At 33.5% G+C, this 16014-nt stretch carries 16 protein-coding genes and 1 pseudogene; 6 read left to right on the top strand and 11 right to left on the bottom strand.

From position 1 onward, the window contains the following. Positions 1–31: 31 nt before the first annotated feature. From NYE52_RS23520 to NYE52_RS23500, 5 genes are all read right to left on the bottom strand, one after another. Positions 32–352, bottom strand: a complete 321-nt coding sequence (locus NYE52_RS23520) for a YrdB family protein (RefSeq protein WP_031536999.1) — start codon at positions 350–352, stop codon at positions 32–34. A 390-nt stretch (positions 353–742) separates the two neighbouring features. Beyond that, positions 743–946, bottom strand: coding sequence for a hypothetical protein (locus NYE52_RS23515; protein ID WP_031537000.1), 204 nt, complete (start codon positions 944–946; stop codon positions 743–745). A gap of 38 nt (positions 947–984) precedes the next feature. After that, complete coding sequence (locus tag NYE52_RS23510) at positions 985–1860, bottom strand: GNAT family N-acetyltransferase (protein ID WP_031537001.1); 876 nt, start codon at positions 1858–1860, stop codon at positions 985–987. Between the two features lie 25 nt (positions 1861–1885). After that, positions 1886–2413 (bottom strand): DUF2306 domain-containing protein, encoded by a 528-nt coding sequence (locus NYE52_RS23505; RefSeq protein ID WP_047944578.1) that lies wholly within the window; start codon positions 2411–2413, stop codon positions 1886–1888. 786 nt (positions 2414–3199) lie between these two features. Next, on the bottom strand, positions 3200–4567 hold the full coding sequence (locus tag NYE52_RS23500; RefSeq protein ID WP_341195285.1) for an MFS transporter: 1368 nt from the start codon (positions 4565–4567) through the stop codon (positions 3200–3202). A 10-nt stretch (positions 4568–4577) separates the two neighbouring features. On the opposite strand from NYE52_RS23500, the gene NYE52_RS23495 reads away from it, so the two are divergent. Next, positions 4578–6350: an ABC transporter substrate-binding protein gene (locus NYE52_RS23495; RefSeq protein ID WP_226793725.1), complete on the top strand. Its 1773-nt coding sequence runs from the start codon at positions 4578–4580 to the stop codon at positions 6348–6350. A 631-nt stretch (positions 6351–6981) separates the two neighbouring features. Here NYE52_RS23495 and NYE52_RS23490 read toward each other — a convergent pair. Then, entirely contained in the window at positions 6982–7674 is a 693-nt protein-coding gene (locus NYE52_RS23490) for a hypothetical protein (RefSeq protein ID WP_031537005.1), read from the bottom strand. 276 nt (positions 7675–7950) lie between these two features. Between NYE52_RS23490 and NYE52_RS23485 the strand changes: the two genes are divergently transcribed. Both NYE52_RS23485 and NYE52_RS23480 read left to right on the top strand, forming a co-directional pair. After that, the gene (locus NYE52_RS23485) at positions 7951–8214 is read left to right on the top strand and encodes a hypothetical protein (RefSeq protein ID WP_031537006.1); all 264 of its coding nucleotides are present in this window, start codon (positions 7951–7953) and stop codon (positions 8212–8214) included. A 64-nt stretch (positions 8215–8278) separates the two neighbouring features. Next, a complete protein-coding gene (locus tag NYE52_RS23480) occupies positions 8279–8683 on the top strand; it encodes a ComEC/Rec2 family competence protein (RefSeq protein WP_031537007.1) in 405 nt (134 codons plus the stop codon). A 482-nt stretch (positions 8684–9165) separates the two neighbouring features. Here NYE52_RS23480 and NYE52_RS23475 read toward each other — a convergent pair whose 3' ends face one another. The 4 genes and pseudogenes from NYE52_RS23475 to NYE52_RS23460 form a co-directional block, all read right to left on the bottom strand. Continuing rightward, positions 9166–10314: a zinc-dependent alcohol dehydrogenase gene (locus tag NYE52_RS23475; RefSeq protein WP_031537008.1), complete on the bottom strand. Its 1149-nt coding sequence runs from the start codon at positions 10312–10314 to the stop codon at positions 9166–9168. Between the two features lie 114 nt (positions 10315–10428). Beyond that, positions 10429–10638, bottom strand: a complete 210-nt coding sequence (locus tag NYE52_RS23470) for a DUF559 domain-containing protein (RefSeq protein ID WP_047944579.1) — start codon at positions 10636–10638, stop codon at positions 10429–10431. 141 nt (positions 10639–10779) lie between these two features. Continuing rightward, positions 10780–10932: a hypothetical protein gene (locus NYE52_RS23465; protein ID WP_155986740.1), complete on the bottom strand. Its 153-nt coding sequence runs from the start codon at positions 10930–10932 to the stop codon at positions 10780–10782. 310 nt (positions 10933–11242) lie between these two features. Further along, positions 11243–11578 (bottom strand): annotated as a pseudogene (locus NYE52_RS23460) (DUF4317 family protein); the annotation flags it as partial. 344 nt (positions 11579–11922) lie between these two features. Between NYE52_RS23460 and NYE52_RS23455 the strand changes: the two are divergent. The 3 genes from NYE52_RS23455 to NYE52_RS23445 are packed head-to-tail and all read left to right on the top strand — an operon-like array spanning position 11923 to position 15626. Beyond that, positions 11923–13398, top strand: a complete 1476-nt coding sequence (locus NYE52_RS23455) for a spore germination protein (protein WP_031537010.1) — start codon at positions 11923–11925, stop codon at positions 13396–13398. 4 nt (positions 13399–13402) lie between these two features. Beyond that, the gene (locus NYE52_RS23450) at positions 13403–14536 is read left to right on the top strand and encodes a GerAB/ArcD/ProY family transporter (RefSeq protein WP_081836610.1); all 1134 of its coding nucleotides are present in this window, start codon (positions 13403–13405) and stop codon (positions 14534–14536) included. Continuing rightward, on the top strand, positions 14523–15626 hold the full coding sequence (locus NYE52_RS23445) for a Ger(x)C family spore germination protein (protein ID WP_031537012.1): 1104 nt from the start codon (positions 14523–14525) through the stop codon (positions 15624–15626). The genes NYE52_RS23450 and NYE52_RS23445 overlap by 14 nt, the downstream gene beginning before the upstream one ends. Positions 15627–15707: 81 nt before the next feature. Here NYE52_RS23445 and NYE52_RS23440 read toward each other — a convergent pair whose 3' ends face one another. Next, positions 15708–15977, bottom strand: coding sequence for a transposase (locus tag NYE52_RS23440; protein WP_031537013.1), 270 nt, complete (start codon positions 15975–15977; stop codon positions 15708–15710). Between the last annotated feature and the right edge of the window lie 37 nt (positions 15978–16014).

Here is a 16014-nt window from a genome sequence, read left to right as displayed (position 1 = left end):
TATCCCCTTTATTTGTTGATGACTACATGGCTTATTGTTTCCATACATACATTAGGATTTTGTTAACTATGACTAATGCCCCAAAGACAAATGCTAATGTCGGTTTACCTACAGCTAATAGTGCCAAAATCGCACACCCGAAAATAGTTACTTCAAGTAAAATACGATATCCCCCTGTTAAGGGTATTTGTGCTGCTGGGGAACCAAATAGCCCCCATATCATCATGATCAATAAGGGTGCACCAATACCTAGTAGTATTTTAAAAACTATTCCTTTACCAACAACAAAGCCCCAATAGCTAACTGCTACAATAGTACATACTTCCAAAATAAACAGTAATACGAGATTCATAAACAAGTTAATTACACCCCATTAAAAGGAAGGTGTCTAAAAACAAAGGATTTGAACATTTAGACAACCTCCATTAGTATCTGAATTACCAAATTTGTGTTTTTAATAGTAATTTCTTCCTTTATATTCTAATGAACGAGTATTGTCAATCATCAAATTATTATAGACTAAGAGGAATTTTGTTTACCTTCCATTGATGCTCCTAGTCTTCTTCAATACAGTTGTCGTAAGCCACATGATTAGAAAATAGGAATAGTGGGATGCATAACTCTCGATCTTACCTATCACGCTTAGGCCACCAAACTCTTACAAATAAAACCAATTGTTTTAATAGAAAACAAAAACTTCCAATAATATTTAAGTTCTTTATTGAAAAATGATTACAAACTACTAGCTGGTTTTCTTAATAGAAAATTTTATTCTTTTTTTACCTTTTACAAATTGAATAAACCAATATAGAGCCACCCAAGGTAAAATATATTTTGTTGACCATTCCATTATATTTATAATAATTCCTAAAGAATAATAACCTACTAAATATAAAACAATAAAAATTACTACTAACCCTAATGAACCATATAATAAATACTTCATTTTTATATCCCTCTCTTTACTAGTAATATATATAAATACTAAGCTTGTACTGTAATGGGATGCTTGAAATATTCAGGTAAATCTAAATTATTTTTTATTTTTATGAACAGCACATCGTTCTCGGTATCAATTAACTTTTTACTAATTACAATATCCCCGTAATCTGGAGTATAATGAAAAACTACATTTTTCGTATCTTCGTTAGCAATTCTATTTATAACATCAGAAATAGTTACTTCCTTTTGGCTAATTACATCAAAAAGATGGAGAGTTTCCCCATCGTGCATATGAATTGTAAACAAATCTAAATCATCTATGTAATAGATGTCCTGACTAAAGACATTTAGACAATAAAACATAAGCAATTCCTGTGAATTCTCTGAACCAAAAATAAAAGATACTGGTAATCTACCTCTACTATATTGGAAAATTCTATTTAACACTTCAGAATCAGTACCATTCAGTTTAGTCACTCTTCTGACTGGAATTATTCTTGACGGTATATTCATTGTAAACTGATGTTCCGGTACTCGCTTAAAACCAAACTTAGGATAGAAATCTAGCACAGTAGAATTAGCAAATAAGTACATAAAATCATATTGGTTCTCATAATGTTCAAGCACTATTTCCATTAACTTACGAGATAGTCCTAATTTTCGAAAATCAGGATGAGTCATTACCGTACCTATTTGAATCCCACGCTTTTTTTCATTATTAATAATTAACTCTACCTTATTTGCAGAAACGTTTGCTATTATTTTTTCGTTTTGTACGATGGAGAAAGGTGAATATTTTTCTGTCCAAAATCCTTTTTCGTACCAATCTTCAAAACTTATACCAAAGGTATTAGTAGCCAGTTCATTAAAACTGCCCCTTAATTTCTTATTATGCTCAAAGTTTCTTATTAACTCCATCCTATTATCCTCACTATTAGTATTTTCACCTTAAATTAACTGGGGACTGAATGTTGGCTGTCATTCTTCTAGATTTTCTCAACCAAACTTCTACCACTAATAAATTTCCAGTCCAACACAACCAGACGGCAATTACATAACCAAGTGTAAAGTTATCAAATGTACAGCCAATGATTGCTGACCATATACGGAATGTCAATGCAGCAAATGTGACCGCATAGCTTCTTATCATCCATTCTTCATGAAGTTTAAGTTTTTTATTTCGAATATATGAGTAGGCCTTGTATGTTGTATAAATCCATGCTAGGTCTAGAAGAAAGAAGCCTAATTTAGCTAATATTCCTCCAAATGCAAATAAAGTTAGGTAAATCCCTATTAATCCACTAATGAATATACAAATGACATAGATTTTACCTACAACACGATGTGTATTTAAGTATTTATTGCGCAGTTCATTTATAAAAAGGAAAGGCCCTACTATTAATGGTACGGCAGCTGTTAAAATATGTATATACAATGCTGAATTCCAAATAATATTTTTAAATTCATACATTACAAAACCTATTTCAATTAAAATAGCATTAGATTGTTCCGGGTCGAGTACGTAGTAACGAATGATAGCATGAATGCTAAGAAATGATGCAAGAAGTACGAGTAGAGCAAACCATATTTTTTTTGTTAAATGTTTGAAATATAATAATCTCCCCCGTTTCTATAGATAATATTTGCTCCGGTAGCGTTAAATACTACTTTTTTTCCTGAAGTAGTCCCTGTGGTGTGAAATGAAATCATTATTACCTAACATAGACCTTATTTTACTATTTTGTAACACTAATAAAAGTGAAAAATTGTTTTTAATTTTGCACCTTTTTTACAGCTCTATTCCAAGCGTTAATAATGGGGTAAAGTAATCTTTTTATTTCTCACTTTGAACTAGGCCATTTTTTTCTCATAAGAACAGTCCGATCAAAGTCATATTAAGACTTAAACTGCAAATATGATAGTCTTTATGAATAAGAGCCTCTCTTTACTTTCAACACTCATTTCACCCATAGTATATTGAAGGGTATTTTTTTGTAAATCAATGCCGAGATTTGAAAAACCCTAAGTTTTCCGCCTCATATTTAATCAAAGTGAATCAAGCTGCACTAATAATAGTTAATACACTTCTATGATAAATAACACAGTTCTTTTAGTCTATGAAATTTACAAAAAAAATGAAATAATTAGAGGAGAAGAGATTTCCCTACTGCCAAGCCTGTAGTGGACTTACACCACCAAGTTATCGCCCATGCCGGGCACAACAAAAATCCCTTAGCTTTCACTAAGGGAGGACTACTTAATTTGATACTTCTTTTGGTTTAATTGTATCTCTTACTTTTACGAGCAAGGTAGAATTTCTATATAAAGGATAAGTAAGGGCAGTAATCATTAAAACGGAACCTGCGACAATCAAGGTTGCAACAATATTTATTCCCCCTAAATATCCACCAATAAGGGTACCCATTAACAAAAATAGATTAAATATCGAATAGAAAATGGCTGTACCTCTTCCCCTTATTTCCTCAGGAATATGTTGAAGAAAGATCGTACTCGTAGGTACCATCATTAAAGCATTTGTAAGACCAATCACTAAACTCCACAATATTAATGGATATAGGAGCGAATTCGATAGAAAGCTTATTTCCGTGATGAAATATACACATATAATAGAAAAACCTAGTACACCAATCGATACATATAATAAACGATAATGGGCCATTTTATTTAACAGCTTTGACCCTAGGACAGCACCAATCACCGTACCAAATGCGAAGATTCCTTCCATCACACCAAATTCAATTTTTGATACTTCAAACACTTGGAGCATAACGGCCTTATAGTTTGTCATAAACATTCCAAATGCCATCATGACAGGGACTAGAAATAAAATCATAAAGAATAAAATTGGGGTCTTAAGCATCTCCACTATTCCATCAAACAGATTTTTCAGATACGAATTTGAGCTAGGCTGGTTCTTGTTAGAATCTATCTTTAAAATAGATAAGCTAAAGATAAGAACTCCCGAAATAAGATATGTGAATGAATCAATAAAAAATATGTTCTTCGGGGATTGAAAGGCTAATAGAAGCCCAGCGACTACAGGCCCACCTAACTTAATAACAGCTATCGTACTCTGAAATAGTGCAATTCCTTGAGGAATACGATGGTCACCGACAATAGTTGGAATGGAAGACATACGAGCTGGCTCAAAAAAAGCTGTTCCAATTCCTTGTAAAAATACTAGTAATAACAATAATGGGATATTCTCGTAGAAAAATACCATTAAGAATACCATTAAAAATCTATATATATCTGAATATACCATTACCCATCGACTTGAATATTTGTCAATTAAAGGCCCAATAAAGGGTCCAATGATGACCACTGGCAGTAATTGAGCAACAAAAACGAAACTAATCATTAGGGGATTGTCTGTATGGGTTCCGACAAAATAAACAACAGCAGTTAGCGTCATGGCATCACCTAGAAAAGAAACAACTACCGCCAACCAATATCGGATATATATTTTATCTTTAAGTAATTCAAGCATCGGCCTCGCCTCCATATTTCTGAAATTATCTGTTGTATTTACTTTAAACCTGAAATAAAATGATAAAAAGTGAAAACAACAAGTAACATTTGCACCTTTTATGGGAGGGACCAATTTGAGATTAATGGAGTATTTAATTTTGTTAAGAGCTAGACACAAAGCCGTAAAGCCCTACGAAGAAATTAGCATTTCTATTAGTGAAATTGCAGAAACTTTCTGTAGCTCTATTAGAAACACAAACTATTTGCTTAAGAAATTGAGTGAAGAACAAAGAATTACATGGAAGCCTGGGAGAGGAAGAGGAAACCTCTCAACCTTGGTTTACCACTCCTCATTTAGCGAAACAGTGGAGGAGTACATATTCCAGATGTCAGCCGAAAATAGGGTAGGGGATATCGTTGACCTCGCAAACTCCCCTACCCTCTCTGAAGAAAATCAGAAGTTTTTATTTCAGTCTCTTTATGAAAAACTCGGCCCTAGTATTGAACATTCGCATTTTGGAACTAAGAGCATCCTAAGAATAATACTTCCTCAAGAAGTTCATTCACTAGATCCTTTAGAAACCATTTTTTATTCTGAGGCTCATTTGGTAAATCAGATATTTAACACATTGGTTTCATATAATAGTGAATTAAACCAAACTAATCCATGTATAGCTTATGCTTGGAAAAAGAAACACAATGGAAGAAAGTGGACTTTTTATTTAAGAAAAAGTGTTAGATTTCATAATGGGGAAATGGTCACTGCAAAAGAAGTACAATATACAATGAAACGAATTTTAATAGAAGGAAGTCACTCTGCCATATATCCACTATTAAAAGATATCCGGGAGGTAGTCATTGTTGATGATTTTACCATCGCATTTCATTTAGAGAGGGAAAATTTATTTTTCCCAAGAATTTTATCATCCTTTCACTGTTCTATCATTCATCCATCCCACTCACAAAACCACATTCCAATTGGAACAGGTCCGTTTCTAGTAAAGGAATTCAATAAAAATTTTATATGTCTCCAAGCCTTTGAAGAATACTTTCGTGAAAGAGCTCTAATTGACCAACTTGATATATGGATGAATAAAAGAGGGCATGCATACCCAAATCAATTTACTGCCTTGAATGCTACGGAAAAAGACTCAAACCCAGTTATATTAGATTATCAGTTGTTAGGTAGTAGATTTTTGGCCTTTAATCAAAATAAAGAAGGTTATCAGCACAACCTATATTTTAAATTAGCTATTCAAGAAATCATGAATCCAGTTGAAATGATAAAGGGACTTGGAGGAAATAGAAGTTTAGCTGCCACTAGTTTTTTGCCCGATGTAAGTAGACTCTACAAAATAAATAAATCGTCTATTGCTAAAGCAAAGGAGTACTTACTAAGAAGTGGTTATAACGGGGAAACTATTTATCTATATTATTTTAATCTAAATGAAGGATATGAAAGTGCCGAATGGTTACAAAAACAAGGGAGGAAGATTGGTCTGTCCCTTAATCTCCATCCTATTAATTACGATACGGATGAGTCTATTTTAAATGGGGACATCCTCCTATTATCAGTCATACTTGATCAGGATGTTGAATTAAGCTTATTAACCATTTACAAAAGTGAAAACTCTTTTTTTAGAAAATTCCTAGATAAGGATACTCAAAAAAATATAGATTTGGAACTAGAGGTATTTCAAAGGGTGGAAACTTCAGAGGGAAGAATGGTTCACTTACAGAGAATTGAAGATATGTTAAAAGAAAATGTTCTCGTTCATTTCCTTTATCACGCAACGAATAAGTTGAGCTATCAACCATTTCTAAAAGGGCTTGAAATTAACTCCTTAGGCCTACCAGATTATCATCATCTATGGATCGATCCAGAGGATGAGTTGGTGCATGTGAGTAAACTTTAGGCAAAGAATGGGACAATATCGGACTATGTATGGATATTCATTTCAATTTGTCCCTTTTTCTAGGGTGCGTTCCATTATTCTGACGTCAAAAAGATAATTCTTATAAAAGAGGGTATCATTCCTAACGTTTGATACCCTCAAATCTGTAATTCCTATAAATGAAGGTGCCATCTTGCTCTCCTTGCACCATCAAATCTGCTATTCCTTAAAATGAAGGTGCCATCTCGCTCTCCTGACACCATCAAATCTGCTATTTCCTAAAATGAAGGTGCCATCTCTCTTTCCTGATACCATCAAATTCGCAATTCCTTAAAATGAAGGTGCCATCTTGCTCTCCTGACACCACCAAATTCGCAATTCCTAAAAATGACGGTGGCATCTTTCTCTCCTGACACCACCGAATTTGCAATCCCTAAAAATGACGGTGTCACCTCGCTCTCCTGACACCACCAAAACTACAATTCTCAACGCTGTGTTAGTGTTAAATGTTGATTTATTACTATTAAATTAGGATTCCATAAAATGACAGCCTAATTGTTATTGCTTTTATTCAACTAACGCTCCCCGTTTTACTTTAATAAGGCGGAGTTCCTAATTGATGTATAGCATCTAATTGAATCACGTTTTGTAGTTATTCAACCTTAGTTACGATAATTTGAGAAGTCATTAAATTTAGCCTTTCTTTCAGTTCATCCGTAATGGTGAATGTAATAGTTGAACCAGCATTTAGGTTATTAAATTTATAATGCATCCCAGTTATAATGGTTCCATCAGTTCCATAAGTTTCATAAGTTTCATAAGTTTCATAAGTTTCATAAGTTTCATTTGGAGTTTGGCTAAAATCTGAGATATGATCATAATAATCACCACTGATTTTACCATTTAAAAACACATTATTAGGTAAAATCTGATAGGGTGGTTGCATTTGTACAATGGATATTTCAATAATATTATTTTTTGTGTTTACAACTCCATTATCCGAAACTACTATCCCATTAACATTCAATTCATATTCCCATAAATCTCTAGAGAGTTCATTTTCCTGTTCATCTCTAAAATCTATTATTATGTCGTTAAGTAATTGTTTGTAATAATCCGCTTCTTCCTTTGTGTATTTTAAATCTAACTCAATATTTTCTAATGAGTTTTGTAAATCTTCTTTTTCTTTTTGTAGTTCACTAATTTGTGTGTCTTTTTCACTTATTAATCGATTTGTTTCCTCTCGATCAATATTCTTTGCTTCATCACTACTAGCAGGTTGGTTGCAGCTAGTTAGTAGTATGGTTGTAAGTAATACTGTCAGTAACCAAGTGATTTTTTTCATCGTATTCCCCCTTTTATCTTTCAACCTAGTGTTCTTGATATAATTATTGGTGAAAAAGTATCTGAGGGTACCGAACAGACTACTACTACCTTAGTTTCGGTATCAAAACTGACTGAAGACCATCCAAAAAAAGTCGTAGTGAATGCCTTTATCAGAAGAGGTGCAACAATTAGACATCACAAAAATATGCCGACTAGGACAGGTTGGACTGCCATAACTCCCCTTTCCTTTAATCCAAATGTTGAAAAATAACAAATAATAAGGGGGAGAAAGAAATTGAATCTAGAGGTTCTACTTAATACCTATGAAAGGAAGGCAAGATATCTATCTGCATTATTGACGGTCGCACCAATTATCATTTGGTTGTATTTTTGGTTCCCTGAAATCCGGTCACTCGAAGGAACTATTATTAGTCTAATTGTTGGTTTAGGCATATCAATTCCACTTTCTATACTTGCAAGAACTTCAGGAAAAAAAGTACAAGATAAACTATCTATTAATGTGGGGGGCTCTTCCTGCTACTATAATTTTAAGGAATAACGATAAAACATTAAATAAAGAAACAAAAAATCGTTATCACCAAAAATTAAGGTTACTAACAAACGTGGATATCCCAACAAAAGAAAGAGAACTAGAAGACCCCTTAGAGGCAATCCAGAAATTTAATTCTTGTATTGATTACCTAAGACAAAGAACAAGAGACAAGGCTAAATATTCTTTAATTTTTAATGAAAATGTTTCTTATGGACAGGCTAGAAATTTACTTGGTTTAAAAACTTTCGGATTAACAATATGTTCAATATTAATAGCAATACAATTATTTTCAATCTATAAAAACTATGGTGTTGGACTTAATATTTCTGCTGTTCCTATTTTTGAAATTATATCAGTCATTATAACTGTATTGTTTTTATCGTTTTGGATATTCTTTGTTAGTGCAAAACAAGTTTATAATGCTGGAGTAAATTATAGCAAAGCATTACTAGAGTCGTCTGAGCATATTGAATAACTCTGAAGAAATATATAAGAGGGATTGTATCTGATTGTTATTCCCTCTTTTGAAATTAAACTTTGAATTATTTCATTAATTTTATTGCAATTTTTCTAACCACTCTTTATCAAGCACTACTTCCACTCTCTGCTTTACCACTATTTGTGATACGGTTCATCGTAACGTTACGAGGGACAAACATTTAAATGTAATTAAAATTGAAATTTAATATCTATTTAAAGGGGATACCTAATTAAGACTAAGCCATTCTCTTTTGAAGTACCCACGTAGGAAAAAGCAAATGTAAAAACATGCATAAAAGCAGTGGATTTCACACCTGAAATCACACTGCTTTTTAGCATTATTAAAACACCTTTTTTATAACAAATACCTATTTATATGTAACTAAGGTCGATACTGGTATGCCAATTCCTTTTGGACTATCGGGATTATCCTTGAAACCATTAAAGCGTAAAGAATTAAAATAATTATATTTTTCATTATGGTTTTAAAACTACTTTTATACAATCATCTGCATGTTCATAGAAGGTTTTATACATTTCACTTGCTCGGTCTAACGGTACAACATGCGTGATAATTTCAGTAGGGTCAAATTCACCCTTTTGAATCATATCAAACAATATTGGCATATAATGAACAACAGGTGCTTGCCCCATTCTTATACGAATATTTCTTTCCCATAAATTACCTAAAGGAAATTGATTGTAAACAGAACCATATACACCTGTTAATTGTAAATTTCCGAATTTTTTAATAGCTTGCATACCAATTTGTATAGGGCTTGTAGTTCCCCCAACTAAACCCATTTGTTGTTCTTGTGCTTCTTTAGGAGTTTTCTTCCCATCCATTCCCACACAATCAATGACACAATCTGCTCCACCTTTTGTTAATTCACGAATATATTTTCCAGCATCATCAAATGTTGGAAAATCATCAAAGTTAATTACTTCCACATTGTTCATTTTTTTAGCATGATTTAAGCGATAAGGAACATTGTCAACTGCAATCACTCGACTTGCACCTTTCAACCATGCAAACTTTTGTGCCATAAAACCAACAGGTCCACAACCAAGAACGACAACTGTATCACCCTTTTTAACTCCTACATTCTCGACACTCCATAAAGCGGTAGGTAATACATCTGACATAAACAACAATTTTTCATCATCTAATTCTACTGATTCTGGGATAACAAAAGGAATAAAATTACCATATGGTACACGAAGGAGTTCCGCTTGACCACCTTGATACCCACCATATCTTTCAGTGAAACCAAAATAACCCCCAGTGTCTACAGCCTTATTAGGATTAGAATTATCACATTGGCTCTCCATTTCATTTTGACAGTAATGACAATGACCACATGAAATGTTGAATGGAAGAACTACTCTATCACCTTTTTTTACCTTTGTAACTTCCGAACCAACTTCTTCAACAATACCCATCGGCTCATGTCCTAATACATAATCTTTTGTAGCTGGTACTGCCCCTTGATAAATATGAAGGTCAGAACCACAAATTGCACTTGAAGTAATGCGAACAATAATATCATCATTCTTTTGAATTGTTGGGTTTGGTACTTCTTTGACTTGCATATTTTTTACACCTTGAAAAGTAACTGCTTTCATTGTTCTCAACTTCTTTCTTAGAATTTATATTTTGTCTTAGATTATCTTTTCCAGAAATTATTTTTTTATTCATCATTGTTGTCACCATCCTTATTAAAGACAACAACAAGAAGATTAATTATCGTCCTTTATTTGTTTTTTGTGATGTTTTTCATCATATTCAATCACTAATTCTAATTGTGGTATATAGAAATCAACGATGTAATTGTCCACTCTATATTTATCATAAATATAAACAATTCCTTCTAAAGAGTTTTTTAATATTTCTCCAAATCTGCGTTCCATTTGTTTGCGCGAAATTAATAAGATTATTAAACTCCTCAAAATATTGGCCTCTTATAGCGATATTAAAAACAGTATCTAGATTATAATGTAAAACTTTCCTTTTTACTTTTCTAGTTCCTTCTTTATTTTGTACTATATAATACTTAGTATCTTGAAGTAAATCTAATATTCTACTAATATTTATAAATGAATTGTTATATTTTGCATAGTGGTTTGGTAAAGTGTTGCAATTGCCTTCTGTGTCATCCAAACTGTTTCATCTGCTATTTTAACTTCTACTGATGTATCCCTGCCCTCTGGTTGATAGATCAAAGTTTTTATGTTATTTAACATTGCTCTACCTTCCTTTTCTACGTTCTTCTATGTACTATTATACCGTTAACCATCGAATAGTTTAACAAAAACAGAACGTTTATTCCCCTGTTATAACTTATTCTAAGACAAATATAAAACCCCTTCAGACTTGATATAAAATCCTTAGGGGCTGTTAATTTATTTAATTTGTTCTAATACGGTTTTGCTTAATTCAACTTCCACTCTCTGCTTTACCACTATTTGTGATACGGTTCACCGTAACAGGGCTAAATGAGGTTTTTTCCCCTGTCCATTTTAGATAGCTGGCTGAAGGATCACCCAATCTCTCTTACTCCAACAGCTCTTCCGGAAGCAGCTTAAATCCTTCAATCATCGAGTCTTCTTCCACCTTGATCAATAGACAGCGTTTGCCATTTTAATTGACCTGTTTGACATATCTCAAGTCTTGAGGGCTGATTGCAACATTCGCTACTTTTGTGCTGATCTTAATGGACTTGGACGCGTAACTCGGAACGATATGGCTTGCTTTCATTTCATACGTTTTGTCTTCAACCACCTGCTGAAATGCCCTTTCCACTTTTTCCGTATTCATATCTTTTACGCCGCTCGCCTTCAGCACACGTTCAATCTCTTTAGTATCCAAAGTAGGAGTACTCTCTTCTTCCACCACTATTTTCAGTAAATCGTTATCCAACTTAAATTGTTTTCGAATCTCTGCTATATCTTTGTTATTCATCTCTAAATTTTAACTCCCTGGCTAGTAAGATTCGTGTTTTGAACAAAAAAGAGCATCCAAAGCTACAGTTAGCTTTTGACACTTCTTTATTATAACAATCTTTAAGATGAAGAAGGCCTATCTATTATGGATTGCCTTTGTTCCTCTTGGGTCGTTATGCACCTCTACGTGTTTTGTATATTTTAAAATTAAATTGGTAACAATGTGTATGAATATGAAATTTTTAAGTACGACTAGAAATGTTTTTTCTCAATAAGAGGGGTGGGATGTACATGTTTTGGAAAAAAAAACAAATTGAAAGTAAGTTTGTTGCTCAATCAATAGCTGAATCAGAATTATCGATAGAAGCTCTGAAAAAAAGCCTCGTTCAAATGGATGATGCAGAATTTGTGGAAATTGACATTTCCGTTATTCGAAAAATTCATCTTGTTTACATACGAACTCTCATTGACCAAGAAAAATTAAATGAAAGCATTATAAAACCTTTAACTAAATGTTCCAAACCGTCTATTCAAGATTGTATTACGAATTCCTCCATTATTCACATTCCTAATTTTATAGAGGCAAAAAAACAGTTGTTTTCAGGTTCCATTTTGTTATTTGATTCTTCGCAAAACCTTTGGTTAGCTGTGCCATTAAAAAATCCTATTGGACGTGCCATTGAAACTTCCGAAACAGAAACCATTCTGTTCGGAGCAAAGGACAGCTTTAGTGAACAAGTAGAACAAAATATTACGCTTATTCGAAGACGACTCCCCATACATGAACTGAAAGCAGAGAAGTTTACTGTCGGTTCTATGAGTGAGACAAGTGTTGTTTTAATGTACATAGAGGGGCTGACTAATCCAGATTTTGTTTCAACAGTCAAAGAGAAGATTTCTGAAATTAATTTTGATCTCTTCTTTGACTCCTCTCAAGTTGCGGCATTCATGGAGGAACATCAAAACAGTATTTTTCCTCAGTTTCAGCAAACTGACCGGCCTGATGTAGTTGCTTATTCTCTGGGATTAGGAAAGATCACCCTTCTGGTAGACAATACACCATTTGCTCTTGTTGCACCCATTACTTTTTTCCATTTGTTCCAATCACCCGAGGACTATATTAATCGATGGGTAGTTGCCAGTTTTTTGCGCATCATCCGATATGCCAGTTTTGTTCTGTCAATCACATTGATTCCTTTCTATGTGGCATTGACAACTCATCACTATCAAATGATTCCTATGCAAACACTTCTGGTCTTGGTCGAATCAAGGAGCATGCTTCCTTTTACTCCTTTTTGGGAAGCATTTATCATGTTAATTTTTATTGAAATCATAAAAGAAGCAAGTTTAAGAATGCCTACAAAAACTGGTCAAACACTTGGGGTTATTGGTGGTATTGTGATTGGTCAAGCAGCTGTTGAGGCTGGATTCGCTACCAAAGTATTAATTGTCATGGTTGGGATCTCGACGATAGCTTCCTTTCTTATTCCCAACTACCTTATGACAAAAGCAAATTCATTAATTCAATTGATGCTTCTTGTTTTTTCTTCTTTACTTGGGATAATTGGGATTGCACTAGGAAGCATTGCTATTTTGGCTCATCTTAATAGCTTGTCTTCAATCAAGCAACCCTATTTTTCACCAGTTTCCCCTTTTTTCGGTAAGGATTGGATTGACTTATTCATTCGAGGGCCATTAGTCAAAATGTTGGAGCGTCCAGAGCATCTTAAACCTCTAAAACAGAAGAGAGATAAAACTAGGAGATGACTTGATGATGGAAACCCACCAATTATTTAAAAAGAATGAAACCTATAATGGGTTCTATGCCATGTTGTTGGTAAATCGCCTCCAAATGCTATACTTCTTTCTGATTATGCCAAATATCTTGATCAATCCATATATGATTTGGGTGCTTATAGCTGTCGGGATATTATCCCAACTAAACCTTCTTCTTTTATCGAAGTGGCTTTTAACCCGTTTATCTAGCAATGGATATAATGGATTTGTCCAATTGTTTGGGAAAAAATTGGTACGTTTTCTCTCTTTCATCGGGTTGTTCTTTATTCTACTTAAACTTTCCGTCATAACGTTAGGATTCATCGAAATTGTTCAAACATTTATACTTCCATCAACAGATACAAATTTTCTTGTCTTTTTTATTTTGTTGTTATGTTTTTATGTCGCAGGTAGGGGCGTTGAACATACCATTCGTTTTGTGTTGATTTCTTTTTTCTGTACATTTTGGATGTTCACATTTTTCGTTTTTTTCGTCTTCCCTCCAATAGCTCAACTCAGTGATTTGTATCCACTTATTCCAATGGAGTGGAAAGTAGAAAATTGGAAAGCCGTTTTTTTAATTTTGTCTTCCTATTCTGGTCCGGAATTTCTGGTATTTTTGGGACCATGGCTTAAAACAAACAATAAAACCTTTCGCTATTTGTCTTACGGAAACGCTCTCACCGTTGTAGAGTATGTATTCCTATTTATAGCATCCCTATTTTTTTTCGGTTCCAATTATTTAAGTAAAACTCAATATCCAATTATTAATATGTCCCGTTATTTTCAAAACCCAGTGTTTGAACGAATTGATATGATCATGCTTTCCTTTGAATTATTTAACCTAGTTTTTGCAGTTTCTCTATTTCTACTATTGTTTTATGGAGCATCTAGAATAGCTTTTGGTAAATTGAGCAAGCCAACCAGTGGAAAAGGTTTGTTATTCAGTGTATTCCTTATTTTTATCGGAATGATTCTTGTGAATGAATTATTTTGGAAGCCTTGGGAGAAGCAGAATTTTTTACTTAATCTTCAAATTATAGCTGGAAGCATAAGCTATTTTCTTGTTCCACTTGTTATTGTTTTAGCAATGAAAAAAAGGGGAGTTAAAAAAAGTGCGTCTACATAAAAAGATATGTAATAGATTAATACTTCTTTTTATGACTATTTGTTTATCTGGCTGTGCCCCTTTTACCGAAAATAACCTTATTGAAGAAATTTCTCCCGTTACCTTTTTGGCAATTAGTAAGGGGGATACAGGGAAATTAAAAGTCAGTACAATTTTGCCTCCTCTAAGTAAAGAAAAGAAGTTTGTTATGTCGCAAGAAGTCAGCTTATTAAAGGAGGGAGTACAGAAGTACAACCTCAACTTCTACCAGGAAATGAAATCTGGACAAATGCGGATGCTGGTAATTAGTGATGAACTTGGAAGAGACGGCATTATGTCCATTATAAATGTATTATTGACTGATCCGGATATTTCTCCGAGAATCTATTTAGTAATCGTAAAAGGAAATTTTGATGAATACTTGGAAAGTCAATTGGACAAAGATGAAAACTTTGATTACTCGTTTTACCGTATGCTGAAGCATTATGAGGAAAAAAACCAAGGAGAATTAACTGTCGTTAATCTTCATCAATTTAAAAATTTGCTCTATACTCCTTATTCAGATCCTTTTTTGCCTGTATTCAAAATAGAAGAGGATGGGGTCAACTATGAAGGTACAGCCTTGTTTAAAGATGACAAGCTAGTTGAAACTATTTCATCTTTAGATGATCGTATCTTCCAGCTGATAAACAACGATCACTACTTAGTTGTTTTACCGATTCAAAAATTTGAAATTGTACTGGGTCATGTTAGATCTAAAGTAATAGTAGATTTCGATAGCAGCTATTCTACAATGACCTATACCGTGAATATGGACACTAGAATTGAGGAATACCGGGGAGAGAAACAATTATTTGACCCAAAGGAATTAGAAAATATGAAAAAAGATATCGAAACCCATCTTGAAAAACAAACACATGAACTGTTTAAAAAGATGCAAGAATTGAAAGTGGATCCATTACAGATTGGCATACAAACAAAAAGACCATTCTCAAAACCAATGGAAGAAAAAAAATGGATTGAATTGTTTGAGAAGATGGACATTAAAATACAATACAATATTAATATCGATCCTTTGACGGATGCAAATTCAAAAAGGCAAAACTTTTAATTTTTCTTATCGAATAACTCATAACGTATGTGATTTAATGCTTGATAAATATGCTTCGTATGCAAATCTTCCTTGTGCCATTCAGCCACAAACCCACCCACGTTCTTCCGCTGTTAATTCTGCAGGTTTTTGTGCTAAGCAGCGGTCAATAAAACGTGATTTATGGTGTTTCTTTACTTCACCTAAATACCGTCTACATCTTTGTTGGGCATCCGTGAAAAATTGGACGAGATGAAAGCGATCCAACACATGAATGGCAGATGGAAATCCGTTTGGTTCATCGTCGGTTGGCAAAGAAATTGTAAAAAAAGATGGTAACGGTAAAATCAATTTGATAAACTGGTTATACAAGGCGAAAACTCCTATCGTGGTTTGTCTAAGCAACAAT

This window comes from Niallia sp. FSL W8-0635 (genome assembly GCF_038007965.1).
GTDB lineage: Bacteria > Bacillota > Bacilli > Bacillales > Cytobacillaceae > Niallia.
The sequence above is the reverse complement of the archived record's forward strand: the minus strand, read 5'-3'. Positions and strand labels throughout refer to the sequence as shown.

What these genes read in the sequence shown, in the direction of transcription:
- NYE52_RS23520 (WP_031536999.1), bottom strand. Translation starts at nt 352, where the DNA reads ATGAATCTCGTATTACTGTTTATTTTGGAAGTATGTACTATTGTAGCA.
- NYE52_RS23495 (WP_226793725.1), top strand. Translation starts at nt 4,578, where the DNA reads ATGGAGTATTTAATTTTGTTAAGAGCTAGACACAAAGCCGTAAAGCCC.
- NYE52_RS23510 (WP_031537001.1), bottom strand. Translation starts at nt 1,860, where the DNA reads ATGGAGTTAATAAGAAACTTTGAGCATAATAAGAAATTAAGGGGCAGT.
- NYE52_RS23465 (WP_155986740.1), bottom strand. Translation starts at nt 10,932, where the DNA reads ATGTTAAATAACATAAAAACTTTGATCTATCAACCAGAGGGCAGGGAT.
- NYE52_RS23515 (WP_031537000.1), bottom strand. Translation starts at nt 946, where the DNA reads ATGAAGTATTTATTATATGGTTCATTAGGGTTAGTAGTAATTTTTATT.
- NYE52_RS23450 (WP_081836610.1), top strand. Translation starts at nt 13,403, where the DNA reads ATGATGGAAACCCACCAATTATTTAAAAAGAATGAAACCTATAATGGG.
- NYE52_RS23490 (WP_031537005.1), bottom strand. Translation starts at nt 7,674, where the DNA reads ATGAAAAAAATCACTTGGTTACTGACAGTATTACTTACAACCATACTA.
- NYE52_RS23475 (WP_031537008.1), bottom strand. Translation starts at nt 10,314, where the DNA reads ATGAAAGCAGTTACTTTTCAAGGTGTAAAAAATATGCAAGTCAAAGAA.
- NYE52_RS23505 (WP_047944578.1), bottom strand. Translation starts at nt 2,413, where the DNA reads ATGTATGAATTTAAAAATATTATTTGGAATTCAGCATTGTATATACAT.
- NYE52_RS23455 (WP_031537010.1), top strand. Translation starts at nt 11,923, where the DNA reads ATGTTTTGGAAAAAAAAACAAATTGAAAGTAAGTTTGTTGCTCAATCA.